24 protein-coding genes are annotated in these 24,580 nt (G+C 69.1%); 7 read left to right on the forward strand and 17 right to left on the reverse strand.

All coding sequences use genetic code 11. From position 1 onward, the window contains the following. Nucleotides 1-35: 35 nt before the first annotated feature. Nucleotides 36-527 carry a glutathione peroxidase gene (locus tag AB4Z48_RS23725; protein WP_441618457.1) on the forward strand — a complete coding sequence of 164 codons (492 nt, stop codon included), beginning with the start codon at nucleotides 36-38 and terminating at the stop codon, nucleotides 525-527. Between the two features lie 99 nt (nucleotides 528-626). Here the strand turns inward: AB4Z48_RS23725 and AB4Z48_RS23730 are convergent, their stop codons facing one another. The 9 genes from AB4Z48_RS23730 to AB4Z48_RS23770 form a co-directional block, all read right to left on the reverse strand. Further along, on the reverse strand, nucleotides 627-1,313 hold the full coding sequence (locus tag AB4Z48_RS23730) for a helix-turn-helix transcriptional regulator (protein WP_441618459.1): 687 nt from the start codon (nucleotides 1,311-1,313) through the stop codon (nucleotides 627-629). A 76-nt stretch (nucleotides 1,314-1,389) separates the two neighbouring features. Beyond that, nucleotides 1,390-1,755 (reverse strand): VOC family protein, encoded by a 366-nt coding sequence (locus AB4Z48_RS23735; RefSeq protein ID WP_441618461.1) that lies wholly within the window; start codon nucleotides 1,753-1,755, stop codon nucleotides 1,390-1,392. A gap of 84 nt (nucleotides 1,756-1,839) precedes the next feature. Then, a complete protein-coding gene (locus tag AB4Z48_RS23740; protein ID WP_441618463.1) occupies nucleotides 1,840-2,565 on the reverse strand; it encodes an LrgB family protein in 726 nt (241 codons plus the stop codon). After that, the gene (locus tag AB4Z48_RS23745) at nucleotides 2,562-2,945 is read right to left on the reverse strand and encodes a CidA/LrgA family protein (RefSeq protein WP_441618465.1); all 384 of its coding nucleotides are present in this window, start codon (nucleotides 2,943-2,945) and stop codon (nucleotides 2,562-2,564) included. The genes AB4Z48_RS23740 and AB4Z48_RS23745 overlap by 4 nt, the downstream gene beginning before the upstream one ends. A 171-nt stretch (nucleotides 2,946-3,116) precedes the next feature. After that, the gene (gene glcF, locus AB4Z48_RS23750) at nucleotides 3,117-4,364 is read right to left on the reverse strand and encodes a glycolate oxidase subunit GlcF (RefSeq protein WP_441618467.1); all 1,248 of its coding nucleotides are present in this window, start codon (nucleotides 4,362-4,364) and stop codon (nucleotides 3,117-3,119) included. Between the two features lie 54 nt (nucleotides 4,365-4,418). Continuing rightward, on the reverse strand, nucleotides 4,419-5,519 hold the full coding sequence (gene glcE, locus AB4Z48_RS23755) for a glycolate oxidase subunit GlcE (protein WP_441618469.1): 1,101 nt from the start codon (nucleotides 5,517-5,519) through the stop codon (nucleotides 4,419-4,421). Nucleotides 5,520-5,678: 159 nt separating this feature from the next. Beyond that, nucleotides 5,679-7,172, reverse strand: a complete 1,494-nt coding sequence (locus tag AB4Z48_RS23760) for an FAD-linked oxidase C-terminal domain-containing protein (protein WP_441618471.1) — start codon at nucleotides 7,170-7,172, stop codon at nucleotides 5,679-5,681. Nucleotides 7,173-7,431: 259 nt separating this feature from the next. Then, on the reverse strand, nucleotides 7,432-8,322 hold the full coding sequence (locus AB4Z48_RS23765) for a LysR substrate-binding domain-containing protein (protein WP_441618473.1): 891 nt from the start codon (nucleotides 8,320-8,322) through the stop codon (nucleotides 7,432-7,434). Nucleotides 8,323-8,331: 9 nt separating this feature from the next. After that, a complete protein-coding gene (locus AB4Z48_RS23770) occupies nucleotides 8,332-9,750 on the reverse strand; it encodes an FAD-binding oxidoreductase (protein WP_441618475.1) in 1,419 nt (472 codons plus the stop codon). A 253-nt stretch (nucleotides 9,751-10,003) separates the two neighbouring features. On the opposite strand from AB4Z48_RS23770, the gene AB4Z48_RS23775 reads away from it, so the two are divergent. The 4 genes from AB4Z48_RS23775 (at nucleotide 10,004) to AB4Z48_RS23790 (ending at nucleotide 16,154) form a co-directional block, all read left to right on the forward strand. Next, a complete protein-coding gene (locus AB4Z48_RS23775) occupies nucleotides 10,004-10,549 on the forward strand; it encodes a cob(I)yrinic acid a,c-diamide adenosyltransferase (protein ID WP_441618477.1) in 546 nt (181 codons plus the stop codon). Nucleotides 10,550-10,790: 241 nt separating this feature from the next. After that, a complete protein-coding gene (gene dnaK, locus AB4Z48_RS23780) occupies nucleotides 10,791-12,749 on the forward strand; it encodes a molecular chaperone DnaK (protein WP_441618479.1) in 1,959 nt (652 codons plus the stop codon). A gap of 193 nt (nucleotides 12,750-12,942) precedes the next feature. Next, nucleotides 12,943-14,088, forward strand: a complete 1,146-nt coding sequence (dnaJ, locus tag AB4Z48_RS23785; RefSeq protein ID WP_441618481.1) for a molecular chaperone DnaJ — start codon at nucleotides 12,943-12,945, stop codon at nucleotides 14,086-14,088. Nucleotides 14,089-14,231: 143 nt separating this feature from the next. Then, nucleotides 14,232-16,154 carry a chorismate-binding protein gene (locus tag AB4Z48_RS23790; protein WP_441618483.1) on the forward strand — a complete coding sequence of 641 codons (1,923 nt, stop codon included), beginning with the start codon at nucleotides 14,232-14,234 and terminating at the stop codon, nucleotides 16,152-16,154. 61 nt (nucleotides 16,155-16,215) lie between these two features. Here AB4Z48_RS23790 and panB read toward each other — a convergent pair whose 3' ends face one another. The 6 genes from panB to hda form a co-directional block, all read right to left on the reverse strand. Then, nucleotides 16,216-17,037 (reverse strand): 3-methyl-2-oxobutanoate hydroxymethyltransferase, encoded by an 822-nt coding sequence (gene panB / locus AB4Z48_RS23795; RefSeq protein WP_441618485.1) that lies wholly within the window; start codon nucleotides 17,035-17,037, stop codon nucleotides 16,216-16,218. Nucleotides 17,038-17,177: 140 nt separating this feature from the next. Further along, entirely contained in the window at nucleotides 17,178-17,819 is a 642-nt protein-coding gene (locus AB4Z48_RS23800) for a deoxynucleoside kinase (RefSeq protein ID WP_441618487.1), read from the reverse strand. 95 nt (nucleotides 17,820-17,914) lie between these two features. After that, the gene (folK, locus tag AB4Z48_RS23805) at nucleotides 17,915-18,433 is read right to left on the reverse strand and encodes a 2-amino-4-hydroxy-6-hydroxymethyldihydropteridine diphosphokinase (RefSeq protein WP_441618489.1); all 519 of its coding nucleotides are present in this window, start codon (nucleotides 18,431-18,433) and stop codon (nucleotides 17,915-17,917) included. Beyond that, nucleotides 18,433-20,049, reverse strand: a complete 1,617-nt coding sequence (gene pcnB / locus AB4Z48_RS23810) for a polynucleotide adenylyltransferase PcnB (RefSeq protein ID WP_441618491.1) — start codon at nucleotides 20,047-20,049, stop codon at nucleotides 18,433-18,435. Before pcnB ends, folK begins: the two co-directional genes overlap by 1 nt. Before the next feature lies 1 nt (nucleotide 20,050). Then, nucleotides 20,051-20,725, reverse strand: a complete 675-nt coding sequence (locus AB4Z48_RS23815) for an HAD family hydrolase (protein WP_441618493.1) — start codon at nucleotides 20,723-20,725, stop codon at nucleotides 20,051-20,053. A 115-nt stretch (nucleotides 20,726-20,840) separates the two neighbouring features. Then, complete coding sequence (gene hda / locus AB4Z48_RS23820; RefSeq protein WP_441618495.1) at nucleotides 20,841-21,548, reverse strand: DnaA regulatory inactivator Hda; 708 nt, start codon at nucleotides 21,546-21,548, stop codon at nucleotides 20,841-20,843. 19 nt (nucleotides 21,549-21,567) lie between these two features. Here hda and AB4Z48_RS23825 point away from each other — a divergent pair, with 19 nt between their 5' ends. Both AB4Z48_RS23825 and purM read left to right on the forward strand, forming a co-directional pair. Then, nucleotides 21,568-21,783 (forward strand): hypothetical protein, encoded by a 216-nt coding sequence (locus AB4Z48_RS23825; RefSeq protein ID WP_441618497.1) that lies wholly within the window; start codon nucleotides 21,568-21,570, stop codon nucleotides 21,781-21,783. A gap of 43 nt (nucleotides 21,784-21,826) precedes the next feature. Continuing rightward, on the forward strand, nucleotides 21,827-22,879 hold the full coding sequence (gene purM / locus AB4Z48_RS23830; RefSeq protein ID WP_441618499.1) for a phosphoribosylformylglycinamidine cyclo-ligase: 1,053 nt from the start codon (nucleotides 21,827-21,829) through the stop codon (nucleotides 22,877-22,879). Between the two features lie 72 nt (nucleotides 22,880-22,951). Here the strand turns inward: purM and AB4Z48_RS23835 are convergent, their stop codons facing one another. Together AB4Z48_RS23835 and miaA are read right to left on the reverse strand one after the other, a co-directional pair. After that, entirely contained in the window at nucleotides 22,952-23,464 is a 513-nt protein-coding gene (locus tag AB4Z48_RS23835) for a GNAT family N-acetyltransferase (RefSeq protein ID WP_441618501.1), read from the reverse strand. Between the two features lie 118 nt (nucleotides 23,465-23,582). Then, on the reverse strand, nucleotides 23,583-24,551 hold the full coding sequence (miaA, locus tag AB4Z48_RS23840) for a tRNA (adenosine(37)-N6)-dimethylallyltransferase MiaA (RefSeq protein WP_441618503.1): 969 nt from the start codon (nucleotides 24,549-24,551) through the stop codon (nucleotides 23,583-23,585). Between the last annotated feature and the right edge of the window lie 29 nt (nucleotides 24,552-24,580).

Raw genomic sequence — 24,580 nt, forward strand, 5'->3', positions numbered from 1 at the left:
GCGCCAGGCCAAGCAAGTCAACCAAGGAAGCCGCCATGAGCAACGTCTATCAGTTCGAAGCCAGCTCGCTTGCCGGACAGCCGGTGCCGCTGTCCCGGTTCAGCGGCAAGGTGCTGCTGATCGTCAATACCGCCAGCGAGTGCGGTTTCACGCCGCAGTACGCCGGCCTGCAGGCGCTGCAGGAGCAGTACGCGCAGGGCGGCCTGGAAGTGCTGGGCTTTCCGTGCAACCAGTTCGGCAAGCAGGAGCCGGGCGACGCCACGCAGATCGGCCAGTTCTGCGAAGCGCGTTTCCACGTCACCTTCCCGATGTTCGCCAAGATCGACGTCAACGGCGCCAACGCGCATCCGCTGTATCGCTGGCTGACCTCCGAGAAGCCCGGCGTGCTGGGCCTGGAAGCCATCAAGTGGAACTTCACCAAGTTCCTGCTGCGCCGCGACGGCACGGTGTTCAAGCGCTACGCGCCCACCACCAAGCCGGAGGACATCAAGGGCGACATCGATAAGCTGCTGGCCGAGGCGGCCTGAGGCAGGCACCGGGCCAGCGCTGGCCCGGCCGGACATGACAAGGGCGCAGCCGCGGCTGCGCCCTTGTCGCTTGCGGCATCGGCCGACCCGCGCGCCGGCTCAGCCGCCGGCCTGCACGGCCCGCAGGAAGCCGTTGAGCGAGCGGTCGGGAGTTTCATGGAAGCGCTCGTCGAGCATGACGATGCTGCGGCAACGGTCCAGGCGGAAGCTGCGGTAATCCGTGCGCGTGGTGCACCATGCCGCCAGCAGCCAGCTATTGCCCCAGAAGAACAATCCCAGCGGCTGCACCACGCGGTCGGTGGCGCGCTGCTGCGCGTCGGTGTAGTCCAGGTGCAGCAGGCGCTGCGCGTTCATGGCGCCGTGCACCACGTCGAAGGCACTGCGCACCTGCGGGTGGTTGACGAATTCGGGCGCGAACACGCGGCTTTGCTGCGCCGCGAGGCGCCGCGCCGGCGGCAGCGCCGCCACCAGTTTCTCGAGCGCCGGATCGGCCGCGGCGGCGAGCGCGCCACCGCCCCAGGCCTTGAGCAGACGCAGTCCGGCCACCAGCGCCTCGACTTCCATGGCGGTGAACATCAGCGGGGGAACGTCGTAGTCCGCGCGCAGCCGGTAGCCGATGCCCGCCTCGCCCTCGACCGGCACGCCCGACAGCGACAGCGCCTGGATGTCCCGGTACACCGTGCGCTCGGACACGCCGAGCCGCTGCGCCAGCAGCGCCGCCGTGGTGAGGCGGCGCCCCCGCAGGACCTGGACGATCTGGAAAAGGCGGTCGGCGCGGCGGCTCATCGGGCTTGGTTCATGTCTCGGGCGGCGGGTGGGTTGGCTACGGTCAGGCTGCCTGCGGATCTTCCGGCAAGCCTGCTCAGGCCGCCAGCGGCTGGTGCAGGCCGATCCGGTTGCCTTCGCTGTCGATGATATGCGCGATATGGCCGATATCGCCAGGCAGCTGCAGCGGGCCGAACACGGTCTTGCCGCCCGCGGCCTGCACGCGCGCCAGCAGCCCGGCGAGCCCCGGGGCGTGCAGGTAAGGCACGCAGCCGTCGGCCGAGGGGCGGTATGACTCGCCCGCCACCAGCGCGCCGCCGGGTTCCATCTCGCCGAACACCGCCATGTCGACCTGCTGCATGGCCTCGCGCTTCAGGCTGGTCTGGAACACCTGCTCGTAGAAGCGGATGGCACGGTTCATGTCGGCGACGGGGATTTCAAGCCAGTTGATCAGTCCACTCATGATGACCTCTGCGGTTGGGGTTGGAGAGGCCGATCATGCGCGGGGGCTCCTGACAACGTCCTGTCAGCAGCGATGCGCGGGAATTCAGCGCGGCATCCAGGTCGCCAGCACCGGCACCATCACCGCCGTCAGCACGCCGTTCAGGCCCATGCCCAGCGCGGCGAAGGCGCCGGCCTCCTGGTTGACCTGGAACGCGCGCGCGGTGCCGATGCCGTGCGCCGCCAGCCCGGTGGCGAAGCCGCGCACGGTGTAGTCGGTGATGCGCAGCAGGTTGAGCAGCTTGGTGGCGCTGACCGCGCCGATGATGCCGGTCACCATCACCAGCACGGCGGTGAGCGAAGGCAGGCCGCCGATCTTTTCCGCCACGCCCATGGCGATGGGGATGGTGACCGACTTCGGCGCGAGCGAGCGCACGGTTTCCGGCGAAGCGCCCAGCAGCCAGGCGATGCCCACCGCCGAGACCACCGCCACCAGCGAGCCCGCCAGCAGCCCGCCCAGCAACGGCAGCACGTGCCGGCGCAGCTTGGGCAGTTGCAGGTAGAGCGGCACCGCCAGCGCCACCGTGGCCGGGCCGAGCAGGAAGTGGACGAACTGCGCGCCGTCGAAATACGTCTTGTAGGGCGTGCCGGTCACCGTCAGCAGCGTGACCAGGATGGCCACCGCGATCATCACCGGGTTGGCCAGCGGCGAGAAGCGCGCGCGCTCGTAGATGCGAAAAGCGAACACGTACGCCAGCAGCGTGGCGGTCAGGCCCAGCAGCGGGCTGGCGGCCAGGTAGACCCAGATCTCGTTCAGGCGCGGCGTCATCATGCGCGCTCTCCCTTGCCGGCCGGTGCATCGGCCGCGGGCGGCCGCGCGCGGCCCATCAGCGCGCGTGCCACCAGCGCCGTGGTGGCGATGGCCAGCCAGGTCGACAGCACCAGCGCGACCACGATCGGCAGCCACTCGCCGCCGATGCGGTGCGCATGGACCATGATGCCCACGCCGGCCGGCACGAACAGCAGCGACAGGTGCTTGAGCAACTCGGAGGTGGTGCCCTGGATCACCGGCAGGATCCGGTCGTCGATGGCGAGCCAGCAGAACAGCAGGATCATGCCGATCACCGGGCCGGGCACCGGCAGGCGCAGGGAGTAGCTGAGCGCCTCCCCGACGGATTGGAAAACCAGCAGGATGGCGAAGGTCTGGAGCATTGCGGAGGGCGCGGGAGAAAGCGGTTCTGGAGCCACCGCATGGTAACCCGCAGCGGACCGGTTTGGCAGCGGGATGCGCCAGCGCCGCCCGCGGTGCCCGATATTTTTTCACTCCCTCTCCCCTCATGGCCCGAGGGGAGCAAACCTGCGCGTCGCCGCCCGACGGCCGCTTCAGCCGACCAGCCGGTCCACCAGCTCGACCCAGTGCAGCACCGGCGTCTGCGTGCCGCTCTGCAGGTGTGTGATGCAGCCGATATTGGCCGAGACGATCGCGTCCGGCTTCGAGGCATGGAGGTTGGCGAGCTTGTCGTCGCGCAGGCGGTAGGACAGTTCAGGCTGCAGCACCGAGTAGGTGCCCGCCGAGCCGCAGCACAGGTGGCTGTCGGCGCAGAGTTTCACGTCCACGCCGAGCGAGGTCAGCAGCGCTTCCACCTTGCCGCGGATCTGCTGGCCGTGCTGCAGCGTGCAGGGCGGATGGTAGGCCACGCGCTTGGCGTCGCCGCCGGTACGCTGCCCGGCCATGTCCTTCAGGTTGTCGGCAAAGTCCGGCAGCAGCTCGGACAGGTCGCGCGTCAGCGCCGAGATCCGGCGCGCGCGCTCCGCATAGCGCGCATCGTTGCGCAGCAGGTGGCCGTATTCCTTGACCATCACGCCGCAGCCCGAGGCCGTCATCACGATGGCTTCCGCGCCGGCTTCCACCAGCGGCCACCAGGCGTCGATATTGCGGCGCGCATTGTCGAGGCCGCCGTCGTGGTCGCCGGTGTGGTACCGCACCGCGCCGCAGCAGCCGGCCTCGCGCGCCACCAGCAACTGCACGCCGAGGCGGTCGAACACGCGCGCGGTGGCGGCATTGATGTTGGGCGACATCGACGGCTGCACGCAACCGTCGAGCAACACCATCTTGCGCGCGTGCGTGTTGCGCGGCCACGCGCCGGCGGCGGCCGGCTTCGGCACCTTGTTGCGCAGCGCCTGCGGCAGCAGCGGGCGCACGCGCTGGCCCAGGCGCATGGCGGTGCCGAACAGCGCCGGGCGCGTCATGCTTTCGCGCAGGGCCCAGCGTGCGAGACGTTCTCCAGCCGGGCGGTGCACCCCCTGGGCTGCAAGGCGGTCATCCACCACCTTGCGGCCGATATCCACCAGCCGGCCGTAGCGCACGCCGGAAGGGCAGGTCGATTCGCAGTTGCGGCAGGTCAGGCAGCGGTCCAGGTGCAGGCGCGTGCTTTCCGTGACGGGGTGGCCTTCGAGCACCTGCTTCATCAGGTAGATGCGCCCGCGCGGGCCGTCCAGCTCGTCGCCGAGCAGCTGGTAGGTGGGGCAGGTGGCGGTGCAGAAGCCGCAGTGCACGCATTTGCCGACGATCGACTTGGCTTCTTCGCCTTCGGGTGTGTCGCGCAGGAATTCGGCCAGGGTGGTTTGCATGGTCGGGGACTCTCCGGTGCCTTTGCTGGATGTGGGTGGGGCCTGGCTCGCGGCTCAGAGGCCAGCGTACATGCGATGCGGATTGAAGATGCCGGCGGGATCGAAGCTGGCCTTGAGGCGCTGGTGGATCGCGGCCAGCGGCGCCGCCAGCGGCGTGAACACGCCCGCTGCCTTGTCGCCGTTGCGGAACAGCGTGGCGTGGCCGCCGGCCGCGCTGGCCACGGCACGCACGACGGCGGCATCGGCCGCGCTGTCGGCGCCGCCCAGCCACCAGCGCTGGCCCCCGCCCCATTCGATCAGCTGGCTGCCCGGCAGCGCCAGCGGCGCGGCGGTGGTGGGCACGGCGATGCGCCACAGCGCGCGCCCGGCCTGTACCGGCGCAAAGAAGGGATGTTGCTGGTCGCGCAGCGCGCGCCACAGCGCATCGGCTTGGTCCGGCGCCACGGCCTCGCCGCCCAGGCGCTCGCGCGCGGCGCGCAAGGCCGCCGCCGCGCCCGACAGGCGCAGGTGCAGCACGCCGTCGTGCCAGGCCGAGGCCGCGATGGGCAGCGGCTGGCCGCCCCACTCGTTGAGGTGGTCGAGCGCATCCGGCTCGCTCAGTGCAAAGCGCAGCGTTGCGTCGTCGAAGGGCACGGGCAGCACCTTGAGCGAGACCTCGAGAATCAGCCCGAGCGTGCCCAGCGATCCGGCCATCAGGCGCGACACGTCATAGCCGGCCACGTTCTTCATCACCTGGCCGCCGAAGTTCAGGATGTCGCCGCGGCCGTCCATCACTTGCGTGCCCAGCACGAAGTCGCGCAGCGCGCCCACCGCCTGCCGGCGCGGGCCGGACAGGCCGGCCGCTACCGCGCCGCCGATGGTGGTGGCGCCGTCGCCGAAATACGGCGGCTCGAAGGCCAGCATCTGGCGGCGCTCCGCCAGCGCTGCCTCGATCTGCGCCAGCGGCGTGCCGCAGCGCGCGGTGATCACCAGCTCGGGCGGGTCGTAGTCGACGATGCCGCTGTAGGCGCGCGTATCGAGCACCTCGCCCTGCAGTTGCTGGCCATAGAAATCCTTGCTGCCGCCGCCGCGCAGGCGCAGTGGCGCGCGCGTGTCGGTGGCGCGCCGGATGGTGTCGCGAAAGGCGTCGAGGGTGGCTTGCTGGTCGGCTGGCATGGGTGCTGGCTCGTTCTGGTTTGTGTGGGCCCGGGTCGCCCCGGGTCGGCTTGAGCCGGCCCGGGCGCGGTAGGGGTCAGGCCGGCGCGGGCTTGCCCAGGCGCCGGCGCGTCCGTGCGTTCTGCCGGGCGCGCGGCGCGGCGTCGTGGCCTGCCATGCTCAGAAGCGCGGCAGGTCGGGGTGCGGCAGCACGCCGCGCTTGACATGCATGCGGCCGTATTCCGCGCAGCGTGCCAGCGTGGGAATGGCCTTGTCGGGATTGAGCAGGCGCGCCGGGTCGAAGGCCGCCTTGACGCCGAAGAACATCTCGCGCTCCTCCGGCGCGAACTGCACGCACATGGAATTGAGCTTCTCCACGCCCACGCCGTGCTCGCCGGTGACGGTGCCGCCCAGCTCCACGCAGCTCTCCAGGATGTCGGAGCCGAACAGCTCGGCACGGTGCCATTCGTCCTGATCGGCACCGTCGAACAGGATCAGCGGATGCATATTGCCGTCGCCGGCGTGGAACACGTTCATGCAGCGCAGGCCGTACTTGCGCTCCATCTCCTCGATGCGCTTGAGCAGCGTGCCGATATGCTTGCGCGGGATGGTGCCGTCCATGCAGTAGTAGTCCGGCGAGATGCGGCCAGCGGCGGGGAAGGCATTCTTGCGCCCGCTCCAGAAGCGCAGCCGCTCGGCCTCGCTCTGCGACACGGCGATGCGCGTGGCGCCCGAGGCGCGCAGCACCTCGCTCATGCGCTCGATCTCCTCGGCCACTTCTTCGGTCGTGCCGTCGGATTCGCACAGCAGGATGGCGGCGGCGTCGAGGTCGTAGCCGGCGCGCACGAATTCCTCCACGGCGACGGTGGCGGGCTTGTCCATCATCTCCAGCCCGGCCGGGATGATGCCGGCGCCGATCACGTCGGCCACGGCGTCGCCGCCCTTGGCCACGTCGTCGAAGCTGGCCATGATCACCTGCGCCAGCTGCGGCTTCGGGATCAGCTTGACCGTCACCTCGGTCACCACCGCCAGCATGCCTTCGGAGCCGATCAGCACGGCCAGCAGGTCCAGCCCCGGCGCGTCGGGCGCCTCCGAGCCGAACTCCACCACCTCGCCTTCCATGGTGACGGCGCGCACGCGCAGCACGTTGTGCACCGTGAGGCCGTATTTCAGGCAATGCACGCCGCCCGAGTTCTCGCTGACGTTGCCGCCGATGGTGCAGGCGATCTGCGAGGACGGGTCGGGCGCGTAATAGAGATTGAACGGCGCGGCGGCCTCGGAGATGGCCAGGTTGCGCACGCCCGGCTGGACGATCGCGGTGCGCGAGCGCGCATCCACGCTGACGATGCGCTTGAACTTGGCCAGCGACAGCACCAGCCCGGTGGCGATCGGCATGGCGCCGCCCGACAGGCTGGTGCCCGCGCCGCGCGGCACCACCGGCACCTGCAGCGCGTGGCACAGGCGCAGGATGGCGCAGACCTGTTCTTCCTTGTCGGGCAGCGCCACCGCCATGGGCAGCTGGCGGTAGGCGGCCAGGCCGTCGCATTCGTACGGCGCGGTGTCTTCGGGTTTCCACAACAGGGCCGCATCGGGCAGGATTTTCGCCAGGCCTTCGAGCAGCGCCGCGCGGCGGCTGTCGTCGGTGACCTGGGAGACTTCGTGCGGGGCGTTCATGGCAACTCCTGTAGTGGCCGCAAGCAGGCGCCATGGCGGCGCGCAAGCGGGTGGGGAGCAAGGACTATAGCGCAGCGCGGTCGCCGCGCAGCCATGCGGCGACGTGAATTCCGCATGGCAGGCCGATCAAAATCGCTCATGTCGGCGGCGGGCCGGAACATGGCAGGCGCGGGGCAGGTGCGCGATTCCAGCTTAGCACCGGCGGCCGGCGCCGGACGTCACCGCCGCGGTACGCCGGCGCCACATGCCTGCCGCGCCGCTACCACTCCAGGCCCAGCAGCCAGTCGACGAAATAGCGCGCCTCGGGCTTGAGCGGCGCCTGCTCGCGCTCGACGATGTAGTAGCCGTGCGGCGAAACCGACTCGATATCGAGCAGGCGCACCATCTGGCCCAGCGCCAGCCACTGGCGGGCCATGCGCTGGCGCACCAGCGCCACGCCCTGGTTGGAGGCGATGGCCTCCAGCATCAGGCCGATGTCGTTGAACTGCGGGCCGGTCTGCGGCTCGGGCCAGTCCAGCCCGGCGGTCTCGAACCACGGCTTCCACGGCTCCAGCGGGCTGCGCAGCAGCACCAGGTTGTGCAGGTGTTCGGGCCTGGTAATGGAGCGGCCATCGATGCGCTCGTAGTATTCGCGCCCGCAGGCCGGGAACACCGGCTCGACCAGCAGTTTCGTCGTCTTCAGGTCCGGGTAGCGCCCGGTGCCGTAGCGGATCTCGACGTCGGTGTCCTCCGCCTTCACGTCGAGGAAGGGGATGGCCAGGTGCAGCTCGGTGTCGATATGCGGGTACAGCGCGGTGAACTCGGGCAGGCGCGGCACCAGGTGCTGGCGGCCGAAGGTGGGCGGGATCGCCACGCGCAGGCGCGTGCGCTGCTTGTTGTACTCGGGCCGCGCCAGCTCGTTGAGGGACTTGAGCGCGTCCTGCACGTTACGCAGGTAGCGCGTGCCGGCGGAGGTCAGGCGCAGCGCGGCATTGGAGCGCACGAACAGGTCCTCGCCCCACAGTTCCTCGAGGTTCTTGATGCGGTGCGATACGGCGCTGGGCGTGACCGACAACTCCTCCGCCGCGCGCGCGAAGCTGCCCAGGCGGGCGGCGGCCTCGAACGCGATCAGCAGGTGCAGCGGCGGTACGCGGTTGAACACGGCGGCCATGGACGGCCTTTAGCGCGAGGCGCGGAAGATCTTGCCCGGGTTGAGGATGTGGTTGGGATCGAGCGCGTTCTTGATGGCGCGCATCAGGTCCAGCGCGTCCTCGCCGTGCTCGCTGACCAGGAAGTCCATCTTGTGCAGGCCCACGCCGTGCTCGCCGGTGCAGGTGCCGCCCATGGCCAGCGCGCGCTCCACGATGCGCCGGTTGATGGTCTCGGCCTCGGCCAGTTCCTCGGGCCGGGCCGGATCGGTCAGGATCGCGACGTGGAAATTGCCGTCGCCCACGTGGCCCACGATGGGGCAGGGCAGGCTGGAGGCGTTGAGGTCGTGCTCGGTCTCGGTCACGCAGTCAGCCAGGCGCGAGATCGGCACGCACACGTCGGTGGTGACGGCGCGGCAGCCCGGCTTGAGCTGCAGCATGGCGAAGTAGGCGGTATGGCGGGCGTTCCACAGGCGGCTGCGGTCTTCCGGCCGGGTGGCCCATTCGAAGCCCTGGCCGCCATGCTCGGCGGCGATCTGCTGGACGGTCTCGGCTTGCTCCTTGACGCCGGCCTCGGTGCCGTGGAACTCGAAGAACAGGTGCGGCATCTCCGGCATGGCGAGGCTGTCGTGCCGGTTGATGGCGCGGATGGCCAGCGCGTCGACGAACTCCGCGCGCGCGACCGGCACGCCGAGCTGGATGGTGTCGATCACCGCCTGCACCGCGCTGCCCATGCTGGGGAAGGCGCAGATGGCGGCGGAGACGGCCTCCGGCTGCGGGTAGAGCCGCACCGTGACCTCGGTGATGATGCCGAGCGTGCCTTCGCTGCCGATCATCAGGCGGGTCAGGTCGTAGCCGGCGGAAGACTTGCGCGCGTGGGTGCCGGTCTTGACGACGCGGCCGTCGGCCATGACCACGGTCAGCGCCAGCACGTTCTCGCGCATGGTGCCGTAGCGCACCGCGTTGGTCCCGGAGGCGCGCGTGGCGCACATGCCGCCCAGCGACGCATCGGCGCCCGGGTCGATCGGGAAGAACAGGCCGGTGTCCTTGATTTCCAGGTTGAGCTGCTTGCGGGTGACGCCCGGCTGCACCGTCACGTTCAGGTCCTCGGCCTGCACCGACAGCACGCGGTTCATCTGTGACAGGTCCAGGCTGATGCCGCCGGCCACCGCCAGCAGGTGGCCTTCGAGCGAGGAGCCGGCGCCGTAGGGAATCAGCGGCACGCGGTATTCATTGCACAGCCGGGCCACCTCGGCCACTTCCTCGGTGGTGTGGGCGAAGACCACGCCGTCCGGCGCGGCAGGCGGGAATGGCGATTCGTCGCGCCCGTGGTGCTCGCACACGCCCGAAGAGGTGGAAAAACGTTCGCCGAAACGGGCCTGCAAGGCATCGCGCACGGCTGCCGGCAGCGGCTGGCGCACCAGCGCCGTAAGGGGGGTGGGATGGTTCATGGTGTCTCCGGCGGGACTGCGGCGGCGGGCTGCCGTGCGGCGCCCGCCATCGGGGGAGGCGCGCGCGACGGTGCCGGCACTGGCGCCCGACAGCGTATTGGGCGAATCCCGTATTCTACGCCGCGCCTGTGCCGTCCAGCGCATCAGGCGCCGCAACGCGCACCCCGGGCCGGATGGCGGGCAGGCCGGCGCCGGCCGCCGCCGCGGCCCCCGATGGGCGCCATAATGCTGGATTGCCAACGAGGAGACCCCCATGGGCAACCGCCTGACCAAGATCGCCACCCGCACCGGGGACGGCGGCACCACCGGCCTCGGTGACGGCAGCCGCACCGGCAAGGACAGCCTGCGCATCGCCGCCATCGGCGATGTCGACGAACTCAATTCGAATATCGGCGTGCTGCTGACCGAGACGCTGCCCGACGAGGTACGCGCGGCGCTGCTGCATATCCAGCACGACCTGTTCGACCTCGGCGGCGAGCTGTCCATCCCCGGCTACGTGCTCGTCAAGCCGGAACAGGTGCTGCAGCTCGACGAATGGCTGGCGCACTACAACGCCGCCTTGCCGCGGCTGGCCGAGTTCATCCTGCCCGGCGGCAGCCGCGCGGCGGCCGTGGCCCATGTCTGCCGCACGGTCTGCCGGCGTGCCGAGCGGGCCCTGGTGGCGCTGGGCGCGCAGGAAGCGCTCAACGAAGCGCCGCGCCAGTACCTGAACCGGCTCTCGGACCTGCTGTTCGTGCTGGCGCGGGTGCTCAACCGCGCCGCTGGCGGCAGCGATGTCCTGTGGCAGCGCGGGCGCTGAGGCAGCCCCGGTCTTGCGTCTCAAATAAAGTATGGCAAGGCGCACAAAATGCGGCTTGCCGGCGGGTTTGGCGTGGCGGTGCTCAAGTCATCGCGCCGGCTTGCCGTTGAACACCCGGAAAAACCGAGAAATTTACTCGGAATTGCGCCTGCGGCACTTGAAATGGCCCCGGACGGCCACATTTCGGCTTCAGGACGAATTGCAGCGCCCACGGATAGTGGGGCTCAAGAGGAGAGAATAAATGGGTAAGATCATCGGTATCGACCTCGGTACCACCAATAGCTGTGTCGCGATCATGGAAGGCAATACGCCGAAGGTGATCGAAAACGCCGAAGGTACGCGTACCACCCCGTCGATCATCGCCTACATGGAAGACGGCGAGATCCTGGTGGGTGCGCCGGCCAAGCGCCAGGCGGTGACCAATCCGCGCAACACCCTGTATGCGGTGAAGCGCCTGATCGGCCGCAAGTTCGAAGAAAAGGAAGTACAGAAGGACATCGGCCTGATGCCGTATTCCATCGTCAAGGCCGACAACGGCGACGCATGGGTGTCGGTGCGCGACCAGAAGCTGGCGCCGCCGCAGGTGTCGGCCGAAGTGCTGCGCAAGATGAAGAAGACCGCGGAGGACTACCTCGGCGAGCCGGTGACCGAAGCCGTGATCACGGTGCCGGCCTACTTCAACGACTCGCAGCGCCAGGCCACCAAGGACGCCGGGCGCATCGCCGGCCTCGACGTCAAGCGCATCATCAACGAGCCGACCGCGGCCGCGCTGGCGTTCGGCCTGGACAAGAACGAGAAGGGCGACCGCAAGATCGCCGTGTATGACCTCGGCGGCGGCACCTTCGACATCTCGATCATCGAGATCGCGGACGTGGACGGCGAGAAGCAGTTCGAAGTGCTGTCGACCAACGGCGACACCTTCCTGGGCGGCGAAGACTTCGACCAGCGCATCATCGACTACATCATCGGCGAGTTCAAGAAGGACCAGGGCGTCGACCTGTCCAAGGACGTGCTCGCGCTGCAGCGCCTGAAGGAAGCGGCCGAAAAGGCCAAGATCGAACTGTCGAGCTCGCAGCAGACCGAAATCAACCTGCCGTACATCACGGCGGATGCCTCGGGTCCGAAGCACTTGAACCTGAAGATGACGCGCGCCAAGCTCGAAGCGCTGGTGGAAGAACTGATCACCCGCACCATCGAGCCGTGCCGCATCGCGATCAAGGACGCCGGCGTCAAGGTCAGCGAGATCGACGACGTGATCCTGGTCGGCGGCATGACCCGCATGCCCAAGGTGCAGGAACAGGTCAAGGAATTCTTCGGCAAGGAAGCGCGCAAGGACGTGAACCCTGATGAAGCCGTGGCCGTGGGTGCCGCGATCCAGGGCTCGGTGCTGTCGGGCGACCGCAAGGACGTGCTGCTGCTGGACGTGACGCCGCTGTCGCTGGGTATCGAAACCCTGGGTGGCGTGATGACCAAGATGATCACCAAGAACACCACCATCCCGACCAAGCATGCGCAGGTGTTCTCGACCGCCGACGACAACCAGCCGGCCGTGACCATCAAGGTGTTCCAGGGCGAGCGTGAAATGGCCACCGGCAACAAGCTGCTGGGCGAGTTCAACCTCGAAGGCATCGCACCGGCGCCGCGCGGCCTGCCGCAGATCGAAGTCTCGTTCGACATCGACGCCAACGGCATCCTGCACGTGGGCGCCAAGGACAAGGCGACCGGCAAGGAAAACCGCATCACCATCAAGGCGAACTCGGGCCTGTCGGAAGACGAGATCCAGCGCATGGTGAAGGACGCCGAGGCCAACGCCGAGGAAGACAAGAAAGCCCGCGAGCTGGCTGACGCCCGCAACCAGGCCGACGCGCTGATCCACTCGACCAAGAAGGCGGTCACCGAATACGGCGACAAGCTCGAAGCGGGCGAGAAGGAAAAGATCGAAGCCGCGATCAAGGAACTGGAAGACGCCGCGCGCGGCGGTGACAAGGCCGAGATCGACGCCAAGGTCAGCGCGCTGTCCGACGCCAGCCAGAAGCTGGGCGAGCGTGTCTATGCCGACATGCAGGCCAAGGCCGGCGAGGCAGGCGGCGCGGGCGCGGCCGGTGCCGCCGGTGCTGCAGGCGCGGGCCAGCAGCAGGCCCATCCGCAGGACGACAATGTCGTGGACGCCGAGTTCAAGGAAGTCAACGACAAGAAGTAATGGATGAGCGGGGGAGGGGCGCGCAGCACAGGACCGCCGCCAACCCCTGTCCCGACGCCGGGCGACGGACATCTGACAAAGCGGGGAACCGCCGTCGGATGCCGCGCTCGGCTTTTTTGCTATCTTCTTTGCTATTTATTTGCCCCGGGCGGGTCTCGCACGCGCCACAGGGCCAATCAGGTAACCAGCCACCATGGCAAAACGTGACTACTACGAAGTGCTCGGGGTGGGCAAGAACGCCAGCGACGACGATATCAAGAAGGCGTATCGCAAGCTGGCGATGAAGCACCACCCGGACCGCAATCCGGACAGCAAGGATTCGGAAGAGAAGTTCAAGGAGGTCAAAGAGGCCTACGAGATGCTCTCCGACTCCGAGAAGAAGGCGGCCTACGACCAGTACGGCCACGCCGGCGTCGACCCCAACATGGCGGGCGGCTTCGGCGGCGGCGGCCAGGGCTACGGCGGCTTCGCCGAAGCCTTCGGCGACATCTTCGGCGATATCTTCGGCCAGCAGGGCCAGGCCGGCGGACGCCGCGCCGGCGGCGGCCCGCAGGTGTACCGCGGGGCCGACCTGCGCTACAGCATGGAGATCTCGCTCGAGCAGGCCGCGCACGGCCACGAGGCGCAGATCCGCGTGCCGCACTGGGACGAGTGCGAACACTGCCACGGCAACGGCGCCGAGCCCGGCAGCAATGTCGAGACCTGCCCGACCTGCCACGGCGCGGGCCAGGTGCGCGTCTCGCAGGGCTTCTTCTCGATGCAGCAGACTTGCCCGAAGTGCCACGGCACCGGCAAGCATATTCCCAAGCCATGCACCAAGTGCCACGGCCAGGGCAAGATCAAGTCGCAGAAGACGCTGGAGGTGAAGATTCCCGCCGGCATCGACGAGGGCATGCGCATCCGTTCGTCGGGCAACGGCGAGCCGGGCATCAACGGCGGCCCCCCGGGCGACCTGTACGTCGAAGTCCACATCAAGCAGCACGCGGTGTTCGAGCGCGACGGCGACGACCTGCACTGCCAGATGCCGATCTCCTTCGCCACGGCGGCGCTGGGCGGCGACCTGGAAGTGCCCACGCTGGGCGGCAAGGCCAGCTTCCCGGTGCCCGAAGGCACCCAGCCCGGCAAGACCTTCCGCCTGCGCGGCAAGGGCATCAAGGGCGTGCGCTCGGGCTATCCCGGCGACCTCTACGTGCATGTGAACGTGGAAACGCCGGTCAAGCTGACCGAGTCGCAGAAGGACATCCTGCGCCAGTTCGACCGCTCGGTGCATGAAGGCGGCTCGCGCCACAGCCCGCAGGAGCAATCCTGGCTGGACAAGGTGAAGAGCTTCTTCAGCTGATCCGGCTCGCGGCATGCGGCCGGCCACGCGTGAATGCGTGGCCGGCCTTTTTGTTTTGTGGCGCGCGATAATGACAAGTCGCCCGCCTGCAGGCGGCGCCAACCGACGCTGGTGATTTTCCCGTGGCAGTTTCCCCATTTCCCATGCCTTCCCTTTCCGGCCAGGCACCCGGCACGCTTCGCAGGCCCGCCGCCGGCAACGATCCCTTCGTCCTGCTCGACGATGCCACCGCCGCCCCCGGCGAGGCGGTATCGCGCCTGTACACCGGATTCGTCCGCGAGGATGTGCTGCCCGATGCCACCGCGCTCGACGCGCTCGATGCCATGCTGGCCGAAGGCTGGCGTCAGGGCTGGCACGCCACGCTGTTCGCGCCCTATGAATTCGGCGGGCCGCTGGTCGGCGTCGCCGTGCATCCAGGCCAGGCCCTGCCGTTCCACGACGGCGCGCTGCGGCTGCTGTGGTTCCGGGCGCTGCAGAAGCTGGACAGCGAGGCCGTCGCGCAATGGCTGGCGGGCCGGCAAGCCGGGCAAACCGAACAAGGCGGGCAACCGGCCGGCGTGCTGGACGTCGCGGCCGATACGCCGGAGCCAGCCTTCCATGCGGCGATCGCCCGCATCCACGCTTGGATCGAGGCCGGCGACACTTACCAGGTCAACTTYACCCAGCGCCTGCGCTTCGGTGCCTTCGGCGAGCCGCCCGCGCTCTATGCGGCGCTGCGCGCGGCGCAACCCGTGCCCTACGCCGTGCTGGCGCGGCTGCCCGGCGATGGCTGGGTGCTGTCGCTGTCGCCCGAACTGTTCGTGCGCCATGACGGGCAGGGCCATCTGCTGACGCGGCCGATGAAAGGCACCGCGCCGCGCAGCGGCGACCGGGCACGGGATGCCGAGGCTGCCGCCGGGCTGGCCGCCGACGCCAAGAACCGCGCCGAGAACGTGATGATCGTGGACCTGCTGCGCAACGACCTCGGGCGGGTGGCGGTGCCGGGCACGGTGGCCGTGCCGGAGCGCTTCGTGGTGGAGCCGTTCGGCCAGGTGCTGCAGATGACGTCGACCGTGACCGCCACCGCGCGTGCGGGCACGAACGTGGCCGGGCTGCTGCGCGCGCTGTTTCCGTGCGGCTCGATCACCGGCGCGCCCAAGCGCCGCACCATGGAGATCATCGCCGAACTGGAGTCCTCGCCGCGCGGCCTCTACACCGGCTCGATCGGCTGGATCGACGCGCCGGCGGCACCGGCACAAGCCTTTCCCGGCGCATTCGCGCTATCCGTGGCGATCCGCACGCTGGTGCTGGGCGCGCCGGGTGCCGACGGCCTGCGGGCAGGCGAGATGGGCGTGGGCGGCGGCATCGTCCACGACAGCGACGCCGCCGGCGAGTACGCGGAATGCGGCTGGAAGGCCCGCTTCCTGACCGCGCACGACCCGGGCTTCACACTGTTCGAGACGATGCGCGTGGAGGATGGCGCATGCCAGCGGCTGGACCAGCATCTGGCACGGCTCGGCGCATCGGCGGCCTGTCTTGGCTTTCGTTTCGAATCCGCCAGCGCGCGGGCGGCGGTGCGCGAAGCGGTGGCCGGGCTCGCTGCCGGCTGCTGGCGCCTGCGCCTGGCGCTGGACAAGACCGGCGGCCTGGCCGTGACCCATGGCGCGCTGGCGCCCCTGGCCGCGCAGCCCGCCTCGTTGCTGCTGGCCGCGCAGGCACTTCCCGATGCGGATGTGCTGCGTTGCCACAAGACCAGCGCGCGCGCAATCTACGACGCGGGCTGGCAGGCGGCCGAACGTGCCGGCGCCTTCGACAGCCTGTTCTTCAACACGCGCGGCGAACTGCTCGAAGGCGGGCGCAGCTCGGTGTTCGTCAAGGTGGATGGCGAGTGGCTGACGCCGCCGCTGGCGGCGCATATCCTGCCCGGCGTGATGCGCGCCGCCGTGCTGGCCGATGGCAGGCGCTACCTGGGCGGGCCGGTGCGCGAGGCGGTGGTCACGCGCGCCATGCTGCGGCGCTGCGAGGCGCTGGCGGTTGCCAACTCGCTGCGCGGCGTGCTGCCCGCGGCGCTCTCTGCCGGCGGGTAAGGTCAGGAAAGCACAGGCAGGGACCCGCAGCCGGCCGGCGCCGCGGGTCCGCGGCGGCGGATCAGGCGGAGAAGGTGTGCTCGGCAGCCGGGAAGCTGCCGTCCTTGACGGCCGCCACATAGGCCCGCACGGCGGCCTCGATCGAGCCCGCGCCGTCCATGAAATTGCGCACGAACTTGGCCTTGCGGCCCGGGTAGACGTTGATCATGTCCTGCAGCACGAGCACTTGCCCGGAGCAATCCGCGCCCGCGCCGATGCCGATGGTCGGAATGGCCAGCAGGCCGGTCACCACGCCCGCCACCGCCGCCGGCACGGCTTCCATCACGATCAGCTGGGCGCCGGCGGCCTGCAGCGCGAGCGCGTCGCGCTTGAGTTGCGCGGCGCTTTCGTCAGTCTTGCCCTGCACCTTGAAACCGCCCAGCGCGTGCACCGACTGCGGGGTCAGGCCGATATGCGCGCACACCGGGATGCTGCGCTCGACCAGGAACTTGACGGTGGGCGCGAGCCAGTCGCCGCCTTCGAGCTTGACCATGTGCGCGCCCGCGCGCATGAGCGCGGCGGCGCTGGCGAAGGCCGTCTCGGGCGTGGGGTAGGTGCCGAACGGCAGGTCCGCCACCAGCAGTGCGCTCTGGTTGCCGCGCGCCACGCATTCGGTGTGGTAGATCACCTGCTCCAGCGTCACGGGCAGCGTGGTCTGCTGGCCCTGCATGACGTTGCCTAGGGAATCGCCGACCAGCAGCACCTCGACGCCGCAGTAGTCGAGCAGCGCGGCGAAGCTGGAGTCGTAGGCGGTCAGCATGGCGATTTTCTCGCCGGTGGCGCGCATCGCCTGCAGCTTGGGGATGGTGACGGTCTTGCGGGAGGGGTCGAGGAGGTAGCTCATGACGTTGGGCCGGTAGAGAGACGGGAGGCGGGCCGGCCGCCATCGGGCGTGCGGCGTTGCGCGGTCCCCTGCAATCCGCTTTGCCGCGGTGCGCGGCAGCGGCTGCTGTCGTTATGGTCAGGCTGGCAGGCGGGTACCTGTCAGGGCGCAGCGAGATTGAGAAAGGCCTTGCGGCCGCGCATGTTTTCGATGCGCGACATTAGTGTACGGAAATCACCGTCATTGTCCACCGGACTGAAGTGGGCGGTGTCGACGATCATCACCGGCGCTTCGTCATAGCGGTGGAACAGCTCGCCGTAGGCGTCGCACAGACGATCGAGATAGGCCTCGTCGATGCTGGACTCGCCGGGCGCGTTGCGGCGCGCGATGCGCTCGCGCAACAGCGCGGGCGAGGCCTGCAGCACGATCACCAGGTCCACGCGCTGGCTTTGCGCAGGCAGGCGCGCGGCGAGGGCATCGTACAGCGCCAGTTCGTCCTCGGGCAGCGTGAGCCCGGCGTAGAGGCGGTCCCTCGCGTAGAGGAAGTTGCCCACCATGCGCTGGCCGGCCAGCAGGGCCGCCTGCCATGCCGCCAGCTGCTGCGCGCGCCGGTTCATCAGCGACAGTTGCAGGGGCAGGGCGTAGCGCGCCGGCTCGCGGTAGTAGCGTTCGAGGAAGGGGTTGTCGCGCGCGGTGTCGAGCAGTTCGCCGGTGCGCAGGGTTTGCGCCAGGCGCTGCGCCAGCGCCGTCTTGCCGGCGCCGATGGGGCCTTCCACCACGATTCTGCGCAAGTGTTCGAGCATGGGCGGATCCGGTGGCTAGAGAAGCGGGTCAGGGGAGTGGTGCAGGGGGGCGCGGGGCAGACAGCGGCGTGCCCGTTCGCTGCGCTGGCGCGGCGTCAGGAAGCGCCGCGCGCCTCGGCTTGCCGCGTGCACTGGCAGAACGAGATCTTTTCCACGCGCTGCGCATTGACCGCGGGCAGGAAACCGGCGGCGGGGCCCAGCCCCGGGATCACCAGCGCGGCGTCCAGCTCGAGCAGCGGCACCAGCGTGAAGGCGCGCTCGGCCACGCGCGGGTGCGGCACCGAGAGATGCTCGCCGCGATGGATCTCGTCGCCGAACAGCAGCAGGTCCAGGTCGAGCGTGCGCGGCGCGTTGTGGAACGGCCGTTCGCGGCCGAACTGGTCTTCGATGTGGTGGCAGATGCGCAATAGCTGGGCGGCGGTGAACGAGGCTTCCACCTTGACCACCGCATTGAAGTAGTCGTCGCCGCCCGCATCGACCGGGGCCGTGCGGTACAGCGACGATCGCGCCAGCACCGTGATGCCGACCTGCTGGGCCAGGCACACGATGGCATCCTTGAGGGCCTGCCGGGCATCGCCCAGGTTGGCCCCGATGCCGATAAAGGCAACTGTCATTACGATTCCTCCGGCTGGACGCGCACCTTGCCGGTTTTCCGGTCTTCACTGGAGCCGGCTTCCTGGCTCGCATCCATATCGCTCCGGGAGGAAACTTTATCCGATTTCCGCGGACTGCGCCGGCGGCGCTTCTTGCGTGCCGGGCCGCCGCCTTCGCCGCTGTCACCGCCGCCTTCCCAGTCGGTGGGCTGATCGCCGCTGTCGGTGCTGCCGCCGCCGCCACCGCCACCCTGCTTGCCGCCGCGCGCCGGGCGCACAGCGTCGATCAGGGCTTCGCGGCCCTCGCCGTCGGCGTTCTGGAAGTCCTGCCACCAGCGCGCCAGCTCGGCCGGCTGCTCGCCGGAATCGCAGCGCAGCTGGAGGAAGTCGAAGCCGGCGCGGAAACGCGGCGACTCGATCAGGCGGAACGGCATGCGGCCCACGCGCTTCTCGAAGCGCGGCTGCATGCCCCAGATATCGCGCATGTCGGTGACGAAGCGGCGCTGGATGGCAAGCTGGCCGGTCTGGCGTTCCAGCACGTCGTCCATCGCGATATTGAGCGCGGCGATGGCGTGCTCGCCTTCCTCGCGCAGCGCGGTCCAGCGCTGCAGCACGTGGTGCCACAGCAGCGCGGCGAACAGGAAGCCCGGCGAGACCGGCTTGCCGACCTGCACGCGCTGGTCGGTGTTGTCCAGCGCCAGCTGCACGAAGCGCTGGCCCATCGGCTGCTCGATCGCCACGTCCAGCAGAGGCAGCAGGCCCTTGTGCAGGCCGGCCTTGCGCAGCTCCTGCAGCGAGGCCCAGGCATGGCCGGACATCAGCAGCTTGAGCATCTCGTCGAACAGGCGCGCGCTCGGCACGTTGTGGATCAGCGAGGCCAGGTCGGCGATCGGCTGGCGCGTGTCCTCGTCGATGCCGAAGCCGGTCTTGGCAGCGAAGCGCACCACGCGCAGCATGCGGATCGGGTCCTCGCGGTAGCGCGTGACCGGGTCGCCGATCATGCGCAGGGTGCGCGCGCGGATGTCTTCCATGCCGTGGTGGTAGTCATACACCGTCTGCTCGGCCGGGTCGTAGTACATCGCGTTGATGGTGAAGTCGCGGCGTTCCGCGTCTTCGGCCTGCGAGCCCCACACGTTGTCGCGCAGCACGCGGCCCGAGGCGTCGATCGCATGGGTCTTGCTGTCGAGCTCGGCGCGCTTGAGGCGACGCCCTTCGGGAAGCGTCTCGCTGGCGATGGCGTCGACCAGCGCGCGGAAGGTGGAGACCTCGATGATCTCCTGCTCGCGCCCGCCGTAGAAGGTCACGTGCACGATCTGGAAGCGCCGCCCGATGATGCGCGAGCGGCGGAACAGCGCCTGCACCTGGTCGGGCGTGGCGTTGGTGGCGACGTCGAAGTCCTTGGGCTTGATGCCGAGCAGCAGGTCGCGCACCGCGCCGCCGACGATGAAGGCCTGGTAGCCGGCCTGCTGCAGCGTGGAGGTGACCTTGATGGCGTTGCGCGAGATCAGCGTCTGGTCGATCTGGTGCTCGTCATGCGCCACGATGCGCGGCGTATGGGCACGCTGGCCACGGCGCTTGGCCGGGCGCTGCTGGGGGCCCGGCTTGCCGAGCAGCCGGTTGATTAGCTTCTTGATCACGTCAGAACAGATCCATGATGCGCCAGCCGGCCGCGGCGGCGTGGTGACGCAGGCGATCGTCCGGGTTGGCGGCGATCGGTTCGCTGACCTTTTCCAGTAGCGGCAGGTCGTTGGCCGAATCGCTGTAGAAGGTGGTGGTTTCGAAGGCATCCCACTGGGTGCCCATGCTCTTTAGCCAGGCCTCGACGCGGGCGATCTTGCCCTCGCGGAAGCTGGGGATGCCCGCCACTTCGCCGGTGAAGGCGCCGTCCGGCTGCCCGTTGGCGGTGGCCGGCTCGGTGGCGATCAGGTGCTTGATGCCGAAGGCGGCCGTGATCGGCGCGGTGACGAAGCTGTTGGTGGCGGTGACCACCGCGCACAGGTCGCCGGCGTCGAGGTGCTTGTACACCAGCGCGCGCGCCTGGGGCGTGATGACCGGATCGATCACTTCGCGCATGAATTGCTTGCGCCATGCTTCCAGGCGGTCGCGCGGATTGGCGGCCAGCGGCGCCAGCGCAAAACGCAGGAAGGCCTGGATATCCAGGGTGCCTGCCTTGTACTGCCCGTAGAACTCGTCGTTCTTGCGGCGGTAGGCTTCCTCGTCGACAACGCCGAGGCGCACCAGGAAGCGCCCCCATTCGTGGTCGCTGTCGGTCGGGAGCAGGGTGTGGTCGAGGTCGAACAATGCCAGATTCATGGGCGGCGATTTTACATTAACGTGATTGTTGCCGGTTTCTTGGCGTCACTGCACCGCGGTACATGCAAGCACGGGGCATGCCAGTGGCCGCGGGCACCGTGCCGGTAGCCTGCGCTCACTCGCGCAGCTCCGCAAACATTTCCCGCAGCAGCGGCAGGGTGACGGCGCGCTTGCGCTCGAGCGAATAGGTGTCGAGCGCGTCCAGCAAGGCCATCAGGCTGGGCATGTCGCGGTAGTGGCGCGTGACCAGCCAGTGCGGGATTTCGGGCGAAAGCTGCAGGCCGCGCTCGCGCGCCGCCTGCACCAGCGCCGTCATCTTGTCTTCGTCCGACAGCGGTGCAAGCTGGTAGACCAGGCCCCAGCCCAGGCGCGTGCGCAGGTCCTCGCGCACCGGCATGGCCAGCGGCGCCACGCTGCCGGCCACCACGATGGCGGTGCGCACGTGGGCGCGCACCTCGTTGTAGAGCGAGAACACCGCGATCTGGCGCGCTTCGTCAAGCAGTTCCACGTCGTCGACGGTGTAGAGTTGGCAACTGGGATCGAAGATGAAGTCCGACAGGGCATGGTGCGGGCTCAGGTAGCGGCAGCCGATGCCGGCCTGGTAGCCGCTTTCGCAGATCGCGTGCAGCAGGTGGGTGCGGCCCGAGCCCGTTTCACCCCACAGGTAGATCAGGCGGTCGGACGCGCGCTCCTGCGCGACGGCCGTGGCCAGGTCGCTCAGGCGCTGCACCGGCTCGCGGTTGGCGGCCACGAAGAAATTCTCGAAGGTCGACGGCGGCGGACTGCCAAGTTCAAGCGAAAGCTGCTTGGGACGCGGATACATGACGTTTCGGTTACTTGGGATGAAAGCCAGCTACCGGGTAAACGCGTCGCGGCATGCTTGCGCCGACCGCCCGCAGGGCGCATGCGCGCTGGCCGGGGGCCGCCTGATTGATGTGCATCGGCATGGTGTGGGGGCAAGACTTCATGACGCGGGAAACCGGAAACTGGAAGCCGGAAGCCTGTATCCGTTAAAATTGCGATTCTACTGGACTCGCGGCCGCAAATCGCCGTCGTGAGCGCCGCATTCCTCACTTCACACCCCCAGGACGAGCAGGTTCTATGAGCGCATCCCCCACTTCCGGCCAGGCAGGCCTTTCCTACCGCGATGCCGGCGTCGATATCGATGCGGGCGACGCGCTCGTAGACCGCATCAAGCCGTTCGCCAAGCGCACCATGCGCGAAGGCGTGATGGCCGGCATCGGGGGCTTCGGCGCGCTGTTCGAGCTGTCGAAGAAATACAAGGAGCCGGTGCTGGTTTCCGGCACCGACGGCGTGGGCACCAAGCTCAAGCTGGCGTTCCAGCTCAACCGCCACGACACCGTGGGCCAGGATCTGGTCGCGATGAGCGTCAACGACATCCTGGTGCAGGGCGCCGAGCCGCTGTTCTTCCTCGACTACTTCGCCTGCGGCAAGCTCGACGTGGAAACCGCGGCCACCGTGATCCAGGGCATCGCCCACGGCTGCGAGCTGTCCGGCTGCGCGCTGATCGGCGGCGAGACCGCCGAAATGCCGAGCATGTACCCCGACGGCGAATACGACCTGGCCGGCTTCGCCGTCGGCGCGGTCGAGAAAAGCCGCATCATCGACGGCAGCACCATCGTCCCGGGCGACGTGGTGCTGGGCCTGGCCTCGTCGGGCGCGCACTCCAACGGCTACTCGCTGGTGCGCAAGATCATCGAGGTGGCCAAGCCGGACCTGAACGCCGATTTCCACGGCCAGCGCCTGCAGGACGCCATCATGGCGCCGACCCGCATCTACGTGAAGCCGCTGCTGTCGCTGATCGAGACCCTGCCGGTCAAGGGCATGGCCCACATCACCGGCGGCGGCCTGACCGAGAACGTGCCGCGCGTGCTGGCGCAGAACGTGACCGCCGTGCTGCAGCGCGATGCGTGGACCCTGCCGCCGCTGTTCCAGTGGCTGCAGGCGCAAGGCAACGTGGCCGACGACGAAATGCACCGCGTGTTCAATTGCGGCATCGGCATGGTGGTGATCGTGGCCAAGGAAGACGCCGAGCGCGCCATCCGCCATCTGCAGGCAGCCGGCGAAGCTGTGTGGCAGATCGGCGAAATCCGCGAGCGCGCGGAAGGCCAGGCGCAGACCGTGGTGGTCTGAGCGTCAGCGCCCCGGCAGCAAAAACGGCACATGCGAGCATGTGCCGTTTTTTTTTTGCGCGCGCCAATCCGCCTATTCAGCCCCACCCATCTTGGTCAGTGCCTCTCCCGTCACCCGGCAGATGCGCCAGTCCGGCAGCACGTCCGCGCCCATGGCCCGGTAGAAATCGATCGACGGCGTGTTCCAGTCGAGCACGGTCCACTCGAAGCGGCCGCAGCCCCGCTCGACCGCCAGCGCCGCCAGGTGCTTGAGCAGCGCCTTGCCCATGCCGTGGCCGCGCCAGGCCGGTTCCACGTAGAGGTCTTCCAGGTAGAGGCCGCGCCTGGACAGGAACGTCGAGAAGTTGTGGAAGAACAGCGCGAAGCCGACCGCCTGCGGCCCTTGCGCACCGGGCACCTCCACCAGTACCGCCTCGGCCAGCGGGCGCGGGCTGAACAGCGCCTCATGCAGCTTCTGCGGGGTGGCTTCGAGGAGGTGGGTCAGCTTTTCGTACTCCGCCAGCGCCGAGATCAGCTGGAGCAGCGTGTCGCAGTCGGCGGCGGTGGCGGGGCGCAGGACAAAACGGGGAGCGGCGGCGGTGGTCATGGCAGTGCGCGGGGCGAGTCGAGAAACGCGGATTATCGCCCAGGCATCACTTTGGCCGGCGCTTCTGGTGCAATTGTTGCGAATGCCTGCGCCGGTCCAGGCGCGGCTGCCGGGCCGCTCAGGCCTGCCCGATGCGGGCCAGCTCCGCCACCCGCGCCACATAGCCGGGCGCGAGGCAGTCCACCACCTCGCGCTCGGGCGTGCTGCGCAGCCACGTGAGCTGGCGCTTGCAGAGCTGGCGCGTGGCGGCCAGTCCGCGCTCGCGCATGGTGGCGAAGTCGGTCTCGCCGTCGAGGTATTCCCACACTTGCCGGTAGCCCACGCAGCGGATCGAGGGTAGCGTGGGCTGCAGGTCGCCGCGCGCGCGCAGGCGTTCCACTTCCTCGATGAAGCCACCGGCCAGCATGGCGTCGTAGCGGGATTCGATGCGCGCATGCAGCGCCGCGCGGTCCGATGGCTCCAGCGCGATCACGCGAAAGCGGCGATCGGCCGTGCCGGCAAACGTGCGCTCGTCCGCCTGCCGCGCCAGCAGCGTGGACATCGGCTGGCCGCTGAGCCGGTGGATTTCCAGCGCGCGCTGGATGCGCTGCGCGTCGTTGGGCGCCAGCCGCGCGGCGGTGACCGGGTCGACCTCGGCCAGCATCGCGTGCAGGGCCGGCCAGCCGCGCTCGGCGGCCAGCGCGTCGAGTTCCGCGCGCACTGCGGGGTCGGCCTGCGGCAGGTCGTTCAGGCCCTGCGTCAACGCTTTGTAGTAGAGCATGGTGCCGCCGACGATCAGCGGCTCGCGGCCGCGCGCGCGGATCTCGCCGGTCAGGCGTTCGGCGTCCGCCACGAACTGCGCGGCCGAATAGCTCTCGGCCGGGTCGATGATGTCGATCAGGTGGTGCGGCACCGAGGCGAGCTCGGCCGCGGACGGCTTGGCGGTGCCGATATCCATCCCGCGATAGACCAGGGCCGAATCGAGGCTGATGATCTCGACAGGTGTCTGCGCCGCCAGCGCGAGCGCGGCGGCGGTCTTGCCCGATGCGGTGGGGCCGAGCAGGCAGACGACGGGCGCGGCGTGGCCGGGGGGAGCGGAGGCTGTCAAGGCGATGCGATGCTATGCGATGCGATCGG

The organism is Cupriavidus sp. 2TAF22, assembly GCF_052115045.1.
Classification (GTDB): domain Bacteria; phylum Pseudomonadota; class Gammaproteobacteria; order Burkholderiales; family Burkholderiaceae; genus Cupriavidus.